This window comes from Demequina activiva (assembly GCF_016862815.1).
Taxonomy (GTDB): Bacteria; Actinomycetota; Actinomycetes; order Actinomycetales; family Demequinaceae; genus Demequina; species Demequina activiva.
The window spans coordinates 960699-975304 of the sequence record NZ_BONR01000001.1 but is presented as its reverse complement, the minus strand read 5'-3'; the positions used below and the strand labels follow the sequence as shown (position 1 = coordinate 975304).

General features: G+C 71.1%; 19 protein-coding genes. 11 read left to right on the top strand and 8 right to left on the bottom strand.

The window, feature by feature from the left end:
* Positions 1 to 260 precede the first annotated feature (260 nt).
* The 5 genes from Dac01nite_RS04730 (at position 261) to Dac01nite_RS04710 (ending at position 3146) form a co-directional block, all read left to right on the top strand.
* Positions 261 to 473 (top strand): hypothetical protein, encoded by a 213-nt coding sequence (locus Dac01nite_RS04730; RefSeq protein ID WP_203653712.1) that lies wholly within the window; start codon positions 261 to 263, stop codon positions 471 to 473.
* Positions 474 to 549: 76 nt separating this feature from the next.
* Entirely contained in the window at positions 550 to 879 is a 330-nt protein-coding gene (locus tag Dac01nite_RS04725; RefSeq protein ID WP_203653711.1) for a hypothetical protein, read from the top strand.
* 88 nt (positions 880 to 967) lie between these two features.
* Positions 968 to 1951 (top strand): ATP-binding cassette domain-containing protein, encoded by a 984-nt coding sequence (locus Dac01nite_RS04720; RefSeq protein ID WP_203653710.1) that lies wholly within the window; start codon positions 968 to 970, stop codon positions 1949 to 1951.
* Position 1952: 1 nt separating this feature from the next.
* A complete protein-coding gene (locus Dac01nite_RS04715; protein ID WP_203653709.1) occupies positions 1953 to 2717 on the top strand; it encodes an ABC transporter permease in 765 nt (254 codons plus the stop codon).
* A gap of 36 nt (positions 2718 to 2753) precedes the next feature.
* Positions 2754 to 3146 carry a hypothetical protein gene (locus tag Dac01nite_RS04710; RefSeq protein ID WP_203653708.1) on the top strand — a complete coding sequence of 131 codons (393 nt, stop codon included), beginning with the start codon at positions 2754 to 2756 and terminating at the stop codon, positions 3144 to 3146.
* On the opposite strand, the gene Dac01nite_RS04705 is transcribed toward Dac01nite_RS04710, so the two are convergent.
* On the bottom strand, positions 3143 to 4189 hold the full coding sequence (locus Dac01nite_RS04705) for a hypothetical protein (RefSeq protein ID WP_203653707.1): 1047 nt from the start codon (positions 4187 to 4189) through the stop codon (positions 3143 to 3145). The two genes, Dac01nite_RS04710 and Dac01nite_RS04705, sit on opposite strands and share 4 nt — an antisense overlap.
* A 104-nt stretch (positions 4190 to 4293) precedes the next feature.
* Between Dac01nite_RS04705 and Dac01nite_RS04700 the strand changes: the two genes are divergently transcribed.
* A complete protein-coding gene (locus Dac01nite_RS04700; protein WP_203653706.1) occupies positions 4294 to 5472 on the top strand; it encodes a MalY/PatB family protein in 1179 nt (392 codons plus the stop codon).
* Positions 5473 to 5487: 15 nt separating this feature from the next.
* On the opposite strand, the gene Dac01nite_RS04695 is transcribed toward Dac01nite_RS04700, so the two are convergent.
* Together Dac01nite_RS04695 and Dac01nite_RS04690 are read right to left on the bottom strand one after the other, a co-directional pair.
* Positions 5488 to 6099 (bottom strand): class I SAM-dependent methyltransferase, encoded by a 612-nt coding sequence (locus Dac01nite_RS04695; protein ID WP_203653705.1) that lies wholly within the window; start codon positions 6097 to 6099, stop codon positions 5488 to 5490.
* A gap of 99 nt (positions 6100 to 6198) precedes the next feature.
* The gene (locus Dac01nite_RS04690) at positions 6199 to 7266 is read right to left on the bottom strand and encodes an aldo/keto reductase (RefSeq protein ID WP_203653704.1); all 1068 of its coding nucleotides are present in this window, start codon (positions 7264 to 7266) and stop codon (positions 6199 to 6201) included.
* A 132-nt stretch (positions 7267 to 7398) separates the two neighbouring features.
* On the opposite strand from Dac01nite_RS04690, the gene Dac01nite_RS04685 reads away from it, so the two are divergent.
* Entirely contained in the window at positions 7399 to 7821 is a 423-nt protein-coding gene (locus Dac01nite_RS04685; RefSeq protein ID WP_203653703.1) for a MerR family transcriptional regulator, read from the top strand.
* On the opposite strand, the gene Dac01nite_RS04680 is transcribed toward Dac01nite_RS04685, so the two are convergent.
* From Dac01nite_RS04680 to Dac01nite_RS04670, 3 genes are all read right to left on the bottom strand, one after another.
* On the bottom strand, positions 7784 to 8332 hold the full coding sequence (locus Dac01nite_RS04680) for a GNAT family N-acetyltransferase (protein ID WP_203653702.1): 549 nt from the start codon (positions 8330 to 8332) through the stop codon (positions 7784 to 7786). The genes Dac01nite_RS04685 and Dac01nite_RS04680 overlap by 38 nt on opposite strands.
* 22 nt (positions 8333 to 8354) lie before the next feature.
* Positions 8355 to 8912, bottom strand: coding sequence for a DUF5655 domain-containing protein (locus Dac01nite_RS04675; RefSeq protein WP_203653701.1), 558 nt, complete (start codon positions 8910 to 8912; stop codon positions 8355 to 8357).
* A gap of 93 nt (positions 8913 to 9005) precedes the next feature.
* A complete protein-coding gene (locus tag Dac01nite_RS04670; RefSeq protein WP_203653700.1) occupies positions 9006 to 9863 on the bottom strand; it encodes a helix-turn-helix domain-containing protein in 858 nt (285 codons plus the stop codon).
* Positions 9864 to 9917: 54 nt separating this feature from the next.
* Here Dac01nite_RS04670 and Dac01nite_RS04665 point away from each other — a divergent pair, with 54 nt between their 5' ends.
* Entirely contained in the window at positions 9918 to 10835 is a 918-nt protein-coding gene (locus Dac01nite_RS04665) for a phosphotransferase (RefSeq protein WP_203653699.1), read from the top strand.
* Between the two features lie 29 nt (positions 10836 to 10864).
* On the opposite strand, the gene Dac01nite_RS04660 is transcribed toward Dac01nite_RS04665, so the two are convergent.
* Positions 10865 to 11977, bottom strand: coding sequence for a DNA topoisomerase IB (locus Dac01nite_RS04660; RefSeq protein WP_203653698.1), 1113 nt, complete (start codon positions 11975 to 11977; stop codon positions 10865 to 10867).
* 101 nt (positions 11978 to 12078) lie between these two features.
* Between Dac01nite_RS04660 and Dac01nite_RS04655 the strand changes: the two genes are divergently transcribed.
* The 3 genes from Dac01nite_RS04655 to Dac01nite_RS04645 are packed head-to-tail and all read left to right on the top strand — an operon-like array spanning position 12079 to position 14109.
* Positions 12079 to 12942, top strand: coding sequence for a redoxin domain-containing protein (locus Dac01nite_RS04655; RefSeq protein ID WP_203653696.1), 864 nt, complete (start codon positions 12079 to 12081; stop codon positions 12940 to 12942).
* Positions 12932 to 13492: a TetR/AcrR family transcriptional regulator gene (locus Dac01nite_RS04650; protein WP_203653694.1), complete on the top strand. Its 561-nt coding sequence runs from the start codon at positions 12932 to 12934 to the stop codon at positions 13490 to 13492. Before Dac01nite_RS04655 ends, Dac01nite_RS04650 begins: the two co-directional genes overlap by 11 nt.
* Positions 13493 to 13542: 50 nt before the next feature.
* On the top strand, positions 13543 to 14109 hold the full coding sequence (locus tag Dac01nite_RS04645; RefSeq protein ID WP_203653693.1) for a GNAT family N-acetyltransferase: 567 nt from the start codon (positions 13543 to 13545) through the stop codon (positions 14107 to 14109).
* Positions 14110 to 14142: 33 nt separating this feature from the next.
* Here the strand turns inward: Dac01nite_RS04645 and Dac01nite_RS04640 are convergent, their stop codons facing one another.
* Positions 14143 to 14568, bottom strand: a complete 426-nt coding sequence (locus Dac01nite_RS04640) for a phosphatase domain-containing protein (protein ID WP_203653692.1) — start codon at positions 14566 to 14568, stop codon at positions 14143 to 14145.
* Between the last annotated feature and the right edge of the window lie 38 nt (positions 14569 to 14606).

Genomic DNA, 14606 nt, shown 5'->3' with positions numbered 1-14606 from the left:
CCCTCGCTCCCACCCCGCCACGCTAGCCCACCGGACACGACCCCAAGCGAACAGACCGACACGAACGAGCCAACCGCCATCACGAGGGCCAACCTTGCCCGCGTCATGGCGCCCATCCCAACGTCCCACGACACACCCTCAGCGCCACTCCTGCCCCCGAACCGCAACGACAGACCCCCGCAGCCCGACACGCCACCCACCGTCAGATCGCCCTGCTACCGCCCGTGCTGGCGCGCGGTGTGTACGCGGACGAGAAGGTCATGGCCACGGAGGCCACCGAGGCCGAGCGGGCCCTCGCGGACCGCATCGTGGCGGACCTGCCAGGCCTGGCGTACGTGCGGGTGGACCTGCTTCCCACCGAGGACGGACCCGTGGTGCTGGAGCTGGAGCTGACGGAGCCCAGCCTGTTCCTCGCGCTGGGCGAGGGAGCGGCCGAGCGCGCCGCTGCCGCGTTCCGGGCGCTGCTGGGCTGACGCGAGGGCGAGCGCCTGCACTCACCAGGGACGGAGACGGCCAACGTCCCGGTCCCATGCGGCGTACGCTCGGGCTATGACCGTCACCATTGCACAGCCGGGCCTCGTGTGGCTCAAGGACCCCGTCAACCGCAAGACGGGCAAGCCCACCGGCAAGGCTCCGGTGATGCGTCACCACGAGGACTGCATGCACTTCGAGCGTGCCGCCGACGGCAGCCTGCTGGGGCCCGCGCCGTACAAGGCGACCGAGGAGCAGATGGCGACCATCCCGCCGTGCCGCACCTGCTCGGACACCTCGGGATCGGGCGCCCCGCGCCCTCGTGTGGCCGCGGACCGCATCGGCGCCCCGTGCTCGCGCTGCGGCATGACGCTTCCGCTGTCCCGCGTGTGCGACAACTGCGCGTAGCGGTGCCAGCGCCTGTCGGAGGCCGCCGCTAGCCTGATCCTTGCGCCCGCCGTCGGGTGCGCATCGGCCATCTCCAGGAGGCACACGCATGAGCACGCCCATCATCGACGCGCGCGGGCTGCGCAAGACCTACTCCGTGCGGGGCCGCGGCAAGGACGCGCCGCGCACCGTGGAGGCCGTCAAAGGCGTCGACATCACGGTCGCTGCCGGAGAGATCGTCGGCTTCCTGGGTCCCAACGGCGCCGGCAAGACCACCACGCTGCGGATGCTGACCACGCTGCTCGATCCCAGCGGCGGCACCGCGACCGTCAACGGCCACGACCTCGCCAAGGACCCGGTGGGGGTGCGCCGCTCCATCGGCTACGTCGCTCAGATGGGCACCACGGACCCGAGCGCCGTCGCCGGTGAGGAGCTCGTGGACCAGGCCCGGCTGTACGGCATCGATCGAGGCGTCGCCGCCGAGCGTGGCAAGGCACTGCTGAGCGGGCTGGACCTGGACGGCATCTGGGAGCGCAAGTGCGGCACGCTCTCCGGCGGCCAGCGCCGGCGACTCGACATCGCCATGGGGCTCATCCACGAGCCCACCATCGTGTTCCTCGACGAGCCCTCGACCGGTCTGGACCCGCAGTCGCGCGCCAACCTGTGGGAGCACATCCGGCGCGTGCGGGACGACTTCGACACCACCGTGTTCATCACGACCCACTACATGGACGAGGCGGACGCGCTCAGCGACCGCCTCCTGGTCATCGACCACGGCGAGATCGTGGGTGCCGGGACCTCCGACGAGCTCAAGCGCTCCGTGGGCGGCGACCAGGTGCTGCTGACCGCCTCGAGCGCCGATGCCGCAGCGGCCCTGGCGGCGGCCGCCACCGAGGTGCTGGGCGACGTGCCCCACGAGATCGACGGAGACGTGGTGCGGCTCACGGTGCCCGATGGGGCATCCGCACTGCCCACGCTGCTGAGGGAGATGGGGAGCGGTCACGACGTCGCAGGGGTCGAGGTGCGACGCCCCACCCTGGACGATGTGTTCCTCACCATGACCGGGCGCTCGCTGCGCGACGAGGAGGCCTGACATGACCATCGCACGCGACACCTGGATCGTCTTCTCCCGCGCGATGCGGCTCAGCCTGCGCCAGCCCGTGTGGGTGGTGTTTGGACTCCTGCAGCCCATCCTCTACCTCGCCCTGTTCGGGCCGCTGCTCGAGACGATCGCGGACACCCGCGCCTTTGGCGAGGACGTCGACGCGTGGCAGATCTTCGTGCCCGGACTGCTGGTGCAGCTGGGACTGTTCGGCGCGAGCTTCGTGGGCTTCGGCCTCATCGCGGAGTGGCGCGCCGGCGTGATCGAGCGCATGCGGGTCACGCCCGCCTCGCGGGCCTCGCTGCTGCTGGGTCGCGTGCTCAGGGACGTCATCGTGCTGCTGGTGCAGGGCACCATGCTGGTGCTCGTGGCACTGCTGTTCGGTCTGCGTGCGCCATGGTGGGCCATGGTGGCCGGCGTCGCCACGGTGGCGCTGCTGGGCGCGTGCTTCGCCTCGCTCAGCTACGGCGTCGCGCTCACCCTCAAGTCCGAGGACTCGTTCGCGCCGCTGCTCAACGGCGTCGCGCTCCCGTTGCTGCTGCTCTCTGGCATCCTCCTGCCTATGTCGCTGGCACCTCAGTGGCTGGAGACCCTGAGCAACCTCAACCCTCTCAAGCATGTGGTGGACGGCGTCCGCGCGATGTTCCGCGGCGACCTGACGGACCCCGTCGCACTCTGGGGCGTAGGCATCACGGTCGCGCTGGTGGCGTTCGGCCTCGCCATCGGCACCCGCGTGTTCCGGCGCGAGAGCGCTTGACGGAATGGGCGCATCGGCCCGTCTGTTGAGCCCGTCATGGCACAGGTGACGGAGCTTGCGGGGGTCTACGACGCGGATGGCGGCGTGCGCGGCGAGACCGCGTACGTGATCGGCCACCTGCTGGGGCGTGCCCACTGCTCACTGTGCGACATCACCCACTCGCCGGTGCGACGCAAGCCCGCCTGGGACCGGATGGCGGCTACGCTGCCCGTGCCCGTGCGGCTGCTGCACCGCAACGAGCTCGACGCTGACCTCGCGGACGCCATCGACGGCGAGCCGCTCGCGCTGGTCGCCGCACGCGTCGACGGCTCCTGGTCCGTGCTGCTGGACGCCGCCGACCTCGACGGCCTGGACGGAGACGTGGACCGCTTCCGCGGGCTCCTCCTGTCGCGACTGCGCGAGCGCAGGTGGGAGCCGGCCGCTCTCTAGCGCTGCTCGGGCTCCGTCAGCTCGTACGGATCCAGCAGCCACTCGGTGCCGTCGCAGACGGCGACGATGCGGTCGCCGTCGAACTCGCCGGCATGGCCGCCGCCCAGCGGCGAGCAGCCCGGCGCGGGCGTGGCAACCACGGCATCGTCCTCGAAGGAGTCGACCAGCAGGTCATGCACCACCCACTGGTGGTCGGTCACCGTGCCGATGTCAGGATCGATGTACTCGCCGTGGAACACCGCGCGCCCGCCCTCGGCATCGATCCACGCATCCACGCCGCGGTCGCGCGAGAAGCCCTGGACGACCATGCGGCGAATCTCGTCCTGCACCAGGCTCGGCTTCCAGGTCTCGCCGTCACGCCAGAACACTCCCGTGGCGGCGCCGTTGGCGTCGTAGGAGACCCACAGCTCGAGGCCGTCCGGCTGCGCACCCACCACGTCGACGTTCGCGATGCCCCCCTCGATACGGTTGGCCGTGCTGATCGCGCTGTCCCCGAAGTCGTAGGTGTTGGTCTGGGTCAGCAGCTCGAACTCGATCACCTGCTCCCACTCGGAGCCGTCGCTGCGCTTGATCCACGCGACCGTGAGCGCGGGGTCCCAGTGCACCACGTCACGGTCGATGGTGGTGTCGAACTCCGCGACCGTGAAGTGCTCGCCGGTGGGGGAGATCAGATAGAGCTCCTGGACGTCGGAGAACCACGTGTACTGATCGCCTTCGCCCACACGCAGCACCGCGAGCTCCCAGTCCTCGTCCACCAGGTCCCACACCCACGGCTGCAGCACGTACGAATCCGGCATACGGTCGTCCTCGTGCGGCACCACCGCCGGGAGCACGTGGTCCGTGCCCTGCAGCCACTCGGGACGGCTGTCCTGCTCGCCCGCCGCGTCCACCGCGGCCGTGGGCGAGGCCGTGGGCGCGGCGGTTCCGAGGTAGCCCTGATCGGTCAGGAACCAGTACGCGCCGTACGCTGCGGCGCCCACGAGCGCGATCGCGATCAGGGCGCCCACGGGGAAGCGTCCCTCGTCCCCGCTCGGCAGCCTCATGGGGCGCAGGATATGTCACATCGTCCGTGCTCCCAAGGGCCCGCGCCGCCGCGCCTGGCCGCTCGCCACTTGCGTCTGAGAGTCGCGTTCGCCACAGTGTGAGGATGGCTGTCCCTGCCCCTGCGTCCATTCAGACCAATCCGCTCACCCAGCTCACGCTGGCTCAGCTGCGCGACCGCACCAGTGCCAAGTGGCACAAGTACGCGCCCGACGTGCTGCCCCTGTGGGTGGCGGAGATGGACGTCGCGCTCGCCGATCCCATCCGCGAGGAGCTGGAGCGCGCCGTCTCCGGTGGGGACACCGGTTACGCCTCGGGAACGACGTACACCGAGGCGTTGGCGACGTTCGCTGACCAGCGCTGGGGATGGTCGGTGTCGCCGGGCCAGATGACCACCGTGGCGGACGTCATCACCGGGTACACCGACGTCCTGTGCATGCTCACGGAGCCGGGCGACCAGGTCGTCGTGAACTCGCCCGTCTACCCGCCGTTCTACTCGTATCTCAAGGCCGCAGGCCGTCAGGTGGCGGAGGCGCCGCTGGGCGAGGACCTTCGGATCGACTTCGACGCGCTGGACGCGGCATTCACCGCTGCGACGGCCGGAGGCCGCTCCGCGGCGTACCTCCTGTGCAGCCCCCACAACCCCACCGGCGTCGCGCACACCCGAGCCGAGCTCGAGCGCGTGGCGGCCCTCGCTGACCGGCACGGCGTGCGCGTGGTGGTGGACGAGATCCATGCACCGCTGGTCTACGAGGGCCACGAGTTCGTGCCATACCTGTCCGTGGACGGCGGCGAGAAGGGCTTCTCGCTCATGGCCGCGTCCAAGGCGTGGAATCTCGCCGGCATCCCCGCCGCGATCGTGATCGGCGGCCGTGCGGTGCAGGCCGAGCTTGCGCGCTACGCGACCTCTCCTCATCACGGACCCACGCACTTTGGCACCCTCGCGCAGACAGCGGCCTACCTCCACGGCCAGCCGTGGCTGGATGCGCTCATGCAGGGCCTGGACGCGAACCGTCGCCTGCTGGGGACGCTGATCGACGAGCACCTGGCGGGCGCCGTCTACCGCCAGCCCGAGGCCACGTACCTGACGTGGATCGACTGCCGCCCTCTGGAGCTCGACACGGACCCTTCCGCGCACTTCCTCGAGCACGCGCGGGTCGCAGTGAACTCCGGACCCACGTTCGGCACCGGCGGCGCCGGCCATGTGCGCCTCAACATCGCCACGCACCCGGACATCATCACGGAGGCCGTGCGCCGCATGGGCGCCTCGACTCACCGCGGGTGATGCGAGCCGCGCGCTCTACCGGTCCAGCGGCTTGGTCCATGTGAGCGTGTAGCGCCACAGCGCCCGCCGGCGATACACCGAGCCGGGCATGATCCGCGTCGCGGCCTCCCGAACCTGTGCATACGTGTGCGGGGGAGGCCATATGGTGGGCGACGGATGCTCCCACTGCTGGCGTCTACGCCGCGCCGCGACATCAGCCGCGATCGCTACCGCCTCCCAGTGGAGCTCGCGCCACGTGGCTTGGGCGAGGCCCACGATGAGGACTGTTCCCCCCGGTGCGGTCAGCTCGGACAGCCTACGCAGCCCGGAATCGAGATCGAGATGGTGAAGCGTCGCGACGCAGGTCACCACGTCGAAGCCGTGCTCCCGCAGGTGCTCCGTCATCACGTCCGCGATCCGATAGTCGATGCCATCCGACAGTTGCGCGCGGGCGCGCTCGATGCTCGCCGCATCCGTATCCAGGGCGGTGACCGCGAGCCCCCTCTTGACCAGCTCACGGGCCAGCAGGCCTTCGCCACAACCGACATCGAGCGCCGTTCGCGCGGTCTCAGGGATCAGCTCGCTGAGCTCGCGCTGATAGGCGATGCTGTGGTTCCAGCGCTCGTGGTCCGGCAGATCGGTGAGCATGCGCCCACGCTAGCGACCCGGCGAGCGGCGTGCGCGTTGGGAGGACATGGGGATGGGGCTCGTGGAGCCTGATCCCCATGTCCCACCGGGATGGGGCGGCTACGCGCCGGCGGCGTCCAGCATCGCCACCTGCTCCGCCGTGAGCTCCACGTGCAGCGCGTCGATGTTCTCCCGGTACTGGTCGTAGGTGCGGGGCCCAATCAGGGGCAGCACGCTCGGCGAGTCCTGAGCGAGCATCCACGCGAGCACCACCTGGTTGCCCGTCGCGCCCGTCTGCGAGGCGACCTCGTCCACGGCGGCGAAGCGCGCATCGGCGTCGGGGCCGGCGTAGTTGCCCATCGCCCAGAAGTCCGCGCCGCGACGCGAGCGGTCCGAGTACGCGCCCTTCAGCACGGGCGAGTACGCCACGAGCTGGAGGTCCGGGTGATGCTCCAGGTAGTCCAGCTGCTCGTCGCCCACGATCGAGCCGTGCCGCAGGCCCGCACGGCGGCGCAGGTAGGAGTGCTGCTGCTGGAGCGCCACCGGCTGGGGCCAGCCGTGCTGCTCGCACAGCGCCCGGATCTGAGCCAGGCGCCACGCGCGCACGTTGGACCATCCGTAGGCGCCGATGCGCCCGTCGGCCACGAATCCGGCAAGGGTCTCAAGGGTCTCCTCGAGAGGCGTCGAGAGATCATCCACATGCACGTAGTACAGGTCGATGCGGTCGGTGGCCAGGCGCTCGAGCGAAGCCTCGAGACTGCGCTTCAGCACGGGCGCGGAGGCGCCTACGAAGTGCTGACGTGCGTACTCCCAGTCAGCCTCGCCGTCCTTCCACGCGGTCTCGGCTCCGTCGACCATCCCGGTGGCCTTGGTGGCGAGGAACACGCGATCGCGCACGCCGGCATCGGCCATCCAGCGGCCCAGGAGCGACTCGCTGTGACCGCCCTGCGAGCCCGGCGCCTCCCACCAGCAGTAGCAGTCGGCCGTGTCGATCATCGCGCGTGCGGGGGAGCCGTCTGCGGCCGCATAGCGCGGCGCTACCTCTCCCAGGAAGTGGTCGAGGATGCGACGGGACTCGCCCTCGGGGGTGCGGGTGCCCATGATCATCGCGCCCAGCGCGATGGGGACCAGCGTGGCGTCGGTACCCGCCAGGGTGCGTCCGGCGACGGCTGTATCGGTGGTGGTCATGCTTCCTCCACGGGTTCGCGTCGGGGCCGGTTGACCCGCTCGATGTCGACGCTAGGAGTTCGAGCGCGCTCGAAGTCAACCGATGGACAGGCCCCTTGACTTCGAGTGCACTCGAAGTCCTACTGTGGCGAGATGAGCGCCTACAGCATCGACGACGTCGCCACCCTCACCGGGGTCTCGAAGCACGCCTTGCGGTACTACGAGCGCGAGGGTCTGCTCGCGGAGGTCCCCAAGGCGCCGAACGGGCACCGGCGCTACTCCGAGGATGACCTGGGCTGGGTGCGGTTCCTGCAGCTGCTGCGCGCGACCGGCATGCCCATTCGCGAGATGAAGGCGTTCGTGGACCTCACCCACGCCGGCGAGCACACCATCGCGGACCGAGTCGAGGTGCTCGCGCACTACCGCGAGGCTCTCGTGACACGGATGGCGGCGGACCGCGAGCATCTAGAACGCCTGAACGCGAAGCTCGACTACTACCGGGGGGTGCTCGCTGCTGCGGACGCCGTCCCTGAGGACATCACCGGGTACGTGCGCACAGATCGCGCACGTACCTGACCTCGGCCACCGGCACGCCGCCGAGCTCCTCGACGTGCGCGCCGCCGTCGCCGGCCCATCCCTCGCGCTCGTAGAAGCGGCGGGCACGCAGGTTGTCACGGGCGACCCAGAGGTACGCGCGCGTCTCGCCGCGTTCGCGCAGCCGTGCGATCACCTCGGCGTGGAGCGCCGTCGCCGCCCCGGTTCCGAAAGCGTCGGGGTGGGAGTTGAGCATCCACAGCTGCGCACGCGGGATGTCGGACTCCTCGTCGCGCGCGGGCCCGATCGCCGCCATCGCCACGACTCGCCCATCCAGGGCTGCGACCAGCCGCGCCCACGGCGCGGGCTCTCCGCCGGTTGCGCCATCCCCACGCAGGCTGGCGGTCCATCGCTCGCCCACCGCGACCGGGTCACGCCGCGCCAGGAATTCCGGGTCCATGATGCCGGCGTACGCGGAGCGCCAAGCGGCGACGTGGATCTCTCCCATGGCGAGGCCGTCGGCTGGCTCGGCGTCGCGGATCACCAGGCTCATGGCGCCAGGCTAGCGATGTGCCTCACCCAGCGCGCTCGTAGGCGGCCGCGAGCCACCCGGCGACCTCGTCGTCCACGTCGTCGATGCTCGTGAGGTCTGCTCGATGCGTGCACATCCCTCCGGCCTCGACCACGCGTGTGCCGGGCGGCGTGGCGTCGAGATTCAGGCTCAGCCGGACGCGCTTCACGGACGGCGCCTGGACAAGCGCGAACTGCTTGGCGCGGCGCAGGCTCACGCCTGTCTTCTGCACCACCACCTCGACGTCGTCACCCAGGGCGCGGGCCTGGGCGACCACCGCATCGTGGATGGGCCGCAGCACCTTCTTCGCTCCCGCGTACTGCGCGCCGAGCAGATCGTCGGCGGGTGGAGGCCCGCCGGCGAGCCGCTCCCGCACCGCGTGGGCGAGCGCATTCGCGTTGCCGTGCGTGAGCCCATGGCTCGCCTTCAGGTGGGCGACGATCTGACCGTGACGCTCGAGGCCCGCTGACTCGACCTCGGTCGCGAAGTCGGCGACGCTGCGCCCCGTCGCCTCCTCGATGTTCGCCAGCTGACTCGCCTTCTGCGCCTGCACATCCGTCATGACTGCTCCTCTCATCAGCCGCATCGTCGCGCTGTCGCAGCCGCGCCGTCTTGAAGGAATTCAACCCGGCCCCGGCATCGGCCGGCGAGCGGGTCAGCGCGGCGCCTCGACGTCCGGGGAGAAGCCGGGCCCGGCGTTGCCCTCGAGCGCGAAGGAACGCTGCACCTGAAGGTAGCGGCGTGGGCTCAGCCCCGTGTGGCGCGTGAAGTCCCGAGTGAAGTGCGCCTGGTCGCTCCAGCCGCCGTCCGCCGCGACGCTCGCCCATGGCACGTCCGCGAGCGGGTCGAGCCCCTCGATGAGCCTGCGTAGGAGCAGCAGGCGCGCCAGCTCGCGCGGCCGCAGGCCTACGATCCGCGAGAACTCTCGATCCAGATGCGCGTGACTCACGCCCACCTCCTGCGCCAGATCCTGGATGGACCGACGCGGGGCCGCCACCAGCGACGCAACCGCGCCCTCGACACGACCCAGACCGGGCACGTCGAGGTTCACGAGCTCAGCGACCCGATGCTCGACCGCGTCCAGGAGCGCCTCGGGATCATCGGCCCGCCTGACGGCCAACGCCGCCCGGAGCTCGACCAGGCTGGGAGCGCCGGTGGCGAGGTCGACGATCCTGCCCCGCAGACCCGCAGGACGGTGCCCCAGCAGCGCCTCGCATCCCACGGCCGTCGTGACGATGCCCACCGCGAACGTCTCCCCGTAGGGCGCATTCGTGATGGGCGCCGTGTGCGGTCCGATCACCAGACCCTCCGCAGAAGTCACCTCGACCCCGCTCGCCGCCGTCTGGGTGATCGAATCGCCAAGGATGAGGATCGCCACCGTTGAACCCGTGGGAGCGATCAGCTCGCTGCGGTACGGCACCGTGCCGCGCGCGAACCACACCTGCTCGACCGCGCGACCGGGCTCGCCGCGCACGGGCCGTGTGCGGAAGTCGAAGTCGAACCCCAGGTCCACGCCGCCAGGCTAGCGAGAGACGCGCACGCGCGTGCCTACTCTGAAGGGGTGACGATGGCGCACGCACCCGAGGCTGAGATCTCGATCGATGCCGAGCTGGTGCGCGCCCTGCTCGCGGACCAGCACCCGGACCTCGCTCAGCTGCGCATCGGCGCCCGCATGGATGGCTGGGACAACGCGATGTTCCGCCTGGGCCCCTCGCTCGCGGTGCGCCTGCCGCGACGGGCGGTGGGCGCGGAGATCTCCGTGACCGAGCTCGACTGGCTGCCGCGCATGCGGCGCGACTGGACCTTTCCCGCGCCGGTGCCCACGCGCATCGGCCTTCCCGGCCGGGGCTATCCCTGGCGCTGGAGCGTGGTGCCGTGGCTGCAGGGACGCCCTGCGTTCGAGGAGCCCCTCACCGTCGCGGGCGCCCGCGACCTGGGCGCCGCGCTCGCGCAGGTCCACCGGCCCGCACCGGCCGATGCGCCCGTGAACCCGTATCGCAGCGGCACCCTCGCGGAGGTGGCGGAGCGCTGCGATGTGCGCCTGCGCACCCTGGAGGAGACCGGCGACCTGAGCTCGCCGGACGCCGAGCTGCTGCGGCGCTGCTTCCAAGCGGGCGCGGACACGCCCGAGCCTCGCCGCACCTGGGCTCACCTGGACCTTCATGGCGCGAACGTGCTCACGCGCGACGGGCGGCTCGCGGGGATCGTCGATTGGGGGGACGCGGCTGCCGCGGATCCCGCGACGGACCTGGGTCAGGCGTGCGTGCTCGTGGGCTCCGCGCACAGCGATGCGCTGCTGGAGGCGTACGGCACGGCGGAGGGCACGCTCAGGGTGGGTGCCGGCAGCGACGGTCGACGCAGAGTGAGGGCCCGGGCGGTTGCCTACGCAGTCACGCTCGCGACCTTCGTCGAGGAGCCCTACCGCGGTGCCGGCCTGCGCGCCGTCGCGGAGCTGGCGGAGGAGTGCCGGTCACCCACCGGCTGAGCCTGGGCGCGCCACGCCGCTGAGCAGCGCTACGCCGCGTCCGCGATGCGGCGGGCCCGGGAGGCCCCGCGCCGCAGGCGCCTCGCCACCGCGGTGGGCGCTGCCGTGAGCAGGTCCACCACCGCCTGCTCGATGGCAGCCTGGATCGCGGCGTCGCGCTCGCCCGGAGAGAGGTCCTCGCCGTGCTCCCCCAGCGCGTCGATCACCGGCGCGATCGAGACGCCGTCCTCCCAGAGGTCGATCACTCGCGGGTCCACGTAGGAGGCGCGGGCGACGGCGGGCGTGTTGCCCAGGTTCTCGGCAACCTGACGCATCGCGCCGGCGACGGCGCGCTTGCGCGCGGTCTGGCTCATGCCTGCGGCGTCTCCAGCCTGCGCGAGCGCCTGGGCGGCGATCACCGTGCCGTGCCAGGTGCGGAAGTCCTTGGCGGTCGCGCCTGGCTGCACCACGATCTGGATGTACTCGTTGATGTCGTCCGAGTCGATGTCGTGCCACACCACAGGCGTGACGTTCTCCCGCCATGCCAGCAGCTGAGGGTCGTCGTCGGTGCGGCGCTTGAGCGTGGTGATCGCCTCCTCGACCGCGGGCTCGCGCACCACCACGTGCTGCTCCTTGCCGGACTTGCCCACGTAGTCGAACACCACGCCGTCAGCGGTCACGCGTGCGTGCTTCTGGAGCAGGGTGGCGAGGCCGTAGGAGCCGTTGTTCGCGGCGTACGAGTCGCCGCCCACGCGGAACAGCCCGCGGTCCAGCAGGCGGAAGGCGATCCCCAGCACGTGCTGCTTGGACATGTCGCCGCGGCCCGCGTCCGCATCCGCGACCGCGCGCGCGGCGGGCAGTCCGCCGGCGATCTCGACCACGCGCTCGTGCTTGTCCCGGTCGCGGCGCTCGCGCCACGCGGGGTGATAGAGGTACTGGCGCCGGCCGGCCTCGTCCGTGCCGAGCGCCTGCAGGTGGCCGTTGGGCCACGGGCAGATCCACACGTCCGTCCACGCGGGCGGGATCACGAGCGCGCGGATGCGCTCGACCACCTCCGCGTCGCCGATGCGCTCGCCGGCCTGGTCGCGGTAGGTCCAGCCCGTCCCGGCTCGCCTGCGCGTGAAGCCGGGCTCGGAGGGGCGTGAACGGCGCAGTCGCGGCATGCGGAGAGAACGCGACGCCGCCTCGAGAAAATCCCGGGAATGAAACCGGTGACTCCCGCGCTGAAGTGTACGCTCTCGTACACTTAACTGAAGGAGTTCCCATGAGACGCCATCTGGCCCGCATCTACGTCGAAGCCGTGGGGGTGCTGGCACTGGCCGCCGTCGCCCTCGCGATCTGGCTCGCCACCGGCCCTGCCGGCTGGCCCGCGCTGCTGGGCGCCGCGACCTGGCTGCTCGCGCTCGGTCTCATCGGAGCAGGCAAAGTCCTCCCCTCCCGGCTGGTCGCCAGGCTCCCCCGCCACCCGTGGCCGCTGTACGGCCTCGCTGCCGCGGCCACCGTTGCCTCCGGGTTCGTCAGTGGGCTCGCGTTCGCGCTGGCCGCGACCGGTCTCGCCGCGCTGCTGGGCTACACGCTGTGGTTCTCGCGGCAGCATCGGCCGTCCCCCGTGGTCGCCGTGGGCGAGCGACTGCCGGACTTCCCGCTGCAGACGGTCCACGGCGACGAGGTGGGATCCGCGGCGCTCACGCACGAGCCCCACGTCATCCTGTTCTATCGAGGCTCCTGGTGCCCCTTCTGCGTCGCGCAGATCACCGCGATCGCCGGGCAGTACCGCGCGCTGTCCGAGCGCGGCGTGCGCGTGGCCCTCATCAGCTCGCGCCGCGCGGAGGAGACGGAGGAGCTCTCCGCGCGCTTCGACGCGCCCATGGACTTCTACGTCGACTCCGGAGGTCAGGCCGCGGCGGCGCTGGACATCGTGCAGGAGGGTGGCACGCCCGTGACCTTCGCCGGCGGCGCCGGGGACGCGGGCGGCGATACGGTGGTCCCCACCGTCATCATCACCCGCGCAGACGGCACGGTCGCCTGGATCCACCACTCGGACGACCACCGCGTGCGGCCCGAGCCATCGCTGTACCTGGAGGTCATCGATCGTGAAGGGATCGCCGTCGCGCGGGATGGCTCGTAAGGACTCGATCGCCCAGGTCGCGCTCGAGCTGTACCTCGAGCGCGGCTTCGGCGTGTCCATCGACGAGGTCGCCGCCGAGGCGGGCGCCTCCAAGCAGACCATCTACAAGTTCTTCGGCGGGCGCGATGGCCTGGCGCGAGCGGCGATGGAGCTCGAGCTGGAACGCGTCGTGGGGCCCATGCGCGAGGCCGCTGCCGCCGCAGGCGTCGCGTCCGCACGGCTGGCCGCCTTCGCCGAGGCCTACCAGGACGTGCTGTTCTCCTCGCGATGCCTGGCGATGTATCGGTTCGTGATCGGCACTGCAGGCGAGACTCCGGAGTTCGGCGCAGCATTCAACGACACGGTGGTGGAGTACGTGCTGGGACTGGTGACGCCGCTCATCGCAGAGGCAACCGGCGCACGTCCCGCCCAGGCGCGTGACCTCGCGGACCAGTTCATCGGCACCCTTCAGGGCAGCGAGCTCAACCGCGCGCTCGCGGGCGTAGCGGTGGACGATCAGCGGCTGGCACGGCTGCGTGGCCGGGCCATCGCGACCCTCGCCTCCTCTTGAGCAGGGGAGCACCGGGAGCGCGAAGCGAGGCCCGGGACTAGGCTCATGTCATGGAGACGCCGTTCGAGCCGCTGGTGACCGAGCGCCTGATGCTCAGGGCCATGACGCTGGACGACGCCGAGGACCTCGCGGAGCGACGCTCCGACACCACCACCGCGCAATACCAGGCATGGCGTGCTCCGTACCCCATCGAGCGGGCGCGCGAGCTGATCGAGGACATCACCTCCCGGCCTGGTCCGCAGCCCGGCCACTGGTACCAGATGGCCGTGGTGCGGCTGCGCGATGACAAGGTCCTGGGCGACGTGGCGCTGTGGCTGTCCGAGAACGGCCGCACCGCAGAGGTGGGCTTCACGCTCCACCCGTGGGCACGCGGCCACTACTACGCCACGGAGGCCACCGCGCGGCTCGTGGACTACGCCGTGTTCGACCTCGAGGTGCACCGGGTCGAGGCCTCGACTCACCCGCACAACGTCAGCTCGATCAAGGTGCTCGAGCGCATCGGCTTCATCCCCGAGGGCATCCGTCGCGAGCGCTACTGGGTCGAGGACCAGGTGTCCGACGACGCCATGTACGGCCTGCTCGCCCGCGAGTGGAAGGCGCGTCGAGCGCAGGACTGAGCGGCCGGTCCGACGCCGCTCACACGTCGCCGGCTAGAAGTCGCCCGGCGCGACCTGCAGGCACGTCAGCCCCAGCTCATCGCGCCACATGTCGACCACATGGTTGCGGTCGTCCAGCACGCACAGCACGTCGAAGCGGGGAGCGATCTCGCGGTCGTAGATCTCCCGCTTGACGATGCCGTCGGTGCGGTCGTCGCTGTCCGCCCGCAGGTGCAGGCCCTCGAAGGGGACCGGCAGGTGCGTGCCCAGCCACCATTCAGTCTCCGTGCGCGAGACCTCCTTGCGGCCGGAGATGATCACGATGGTGTGGCCCGCCGCATGCAGGGCGCGCACCACCTCGACCACGGGCCGGTTGGGGGTGTCCTTGTCGTAGCCGGTGGTGGCGAAGGGGTGGCGGTCACCCATGTGGGCCAGGGTGCCGTCGAGGTCGACGATCACTGCCGAGGGAAGCGTGCTCATGTCCGGCAGGCTATCCCGACAGCCGGTCGCAGGCCCGC

Excerpts from the sequence above, each read along its gene's own strand:
- Dac01nite_RS04730 (WP_203653712.1), top strand. The coding sequence starts at position 261 with ATGGCCACGGAGGCCACCGAGGCCGAGCGGGCCCTCGCGGACCGCATC.
- Dac01nite_RS04645 (WP_203653693.1), top strand. The coding sequence starts at position 13,543 with ATGGAGACGCCGTTCGAGCCGCTGGTGACCGAGCGCCTGATGCTCAGG.
- Dac01nite_RS04720 (WP_203653710.1), top strand. The coding sequence starts at position 968 with ATGAGCACGCCCATCATCGACGCGCGCGGGCTGCGCAAGACCTACTCC.
- Dac01nite_RS04650 (WP_203653694.1), top strand. The coding sequence starts at position 12,932 with ATGGCTCGTAAGGACTCGATCGCCCAGGTCGCGCTCGAGCTGTACCTC.
- Dac01nite_RS04680 (WP_203653702.1), bottom strand. The coding sequence starts at position 8,332 with ATGAGCCTGGTGATCCGCGACGCCGAGCCAGCCGACGGCCTCGCCATG.
- Dac01nite_RS04665 (WP_203653699.1), top strand. The coding sequence starts at position 9,918 with ATGGCGCACGCACCCGAGGCTGAGATCTCGATCGATGCCGAGCTGGTG.
- Dac01nite_RS04695 (WP_203653705.1), bottom strand. The coding sequence starts at position 6,099 with ATGCTCACCGATCTGCCGGACCACGAGCGCTGGAACCACAGCATCGCC.
- Dac01nite_RS04685 (WP_203653703.1), top strand. The coding sequence starts at position 7,399 with ATGAGCGCCTACAGCATCGACGACGTCGCCACCCTCACCGGGGTCTCG.
- Dac01nite_RS04640 (WP_203653692.1), bottom strand. The coding sequence starts at position 14,568 with ATGAGCACGCTTCCCTCGGCAGTGATCGTCGACCTCGACGGCACCCTG.
- Dac01nite_RS04660 (WP_203653698.1), bottom strand. The coding sequence starts at position 11,977 with ATGCCGCGACTGCGCCGTTCACGCCCCTCCGAGCCCGGCTTCACGCGC.
- Dac01nite_RS04710 (WP_203653708.1), top strand. The coding sequence starts at position 2,754 with ATGGCACAGGTGACGGAGCTTGCGGGGGTCTACGACGCGGATGGCGGC.
- Dac01nite_RS04690 (WP_203653704.1), bottom strand. The coding sequence starts at position 7,266 with ATGACCACCACCGATACAGCCGTCGCCGGACGCACCCTGGCGGGTACC.
- Dac01nite_RS04655 (WP_203653696.1), top strand. The coding sequence starts at position 12,079 with ATGAGACGCCATCTGGCCCGCATCTACGTCGAAGCCGTGGGGGTGCTG.
- Dac01nite_RS04675 (WP_203653701.1), bottom strand. The coding sequence starts at position 8,912 with ATGACGGATGTGCAGGCGCAGAAGGCGAGTCAGCTGGCGAACATCGAG.
- Dac01nite_RS04715 (WP_203653709.1), top strand. The coding sequence starts at position 1,953 with ATGACCATCGCACGCGACACCTGGATCGTCTTCTCCCGCGCGATGCGG.
- Dac01nite_RS04725 (WP_203653711.1), top strand. The coding sequence starts at position 550 with ATGACCGTCACCATTGCACAGCCGGGCCTCGTGTGGCTCAAGGACCCC.
- Dac01nite_RS04700 (WP_203653706.1), top strand. The coding sequence starts at position 4,294 with ATGGCTGTCCCTGCCCCTGCGTCCATTCAGACCAATCCGCTCACCCAG.
- Dac01nite_RS04705 (WP_203653707.1), bottom strand. The coding sequence starts at position 4,189 with ATGAGGCTGCCGAGCGGGGACGAGGGACGCTTCCCCGTGGGCGCCCTG.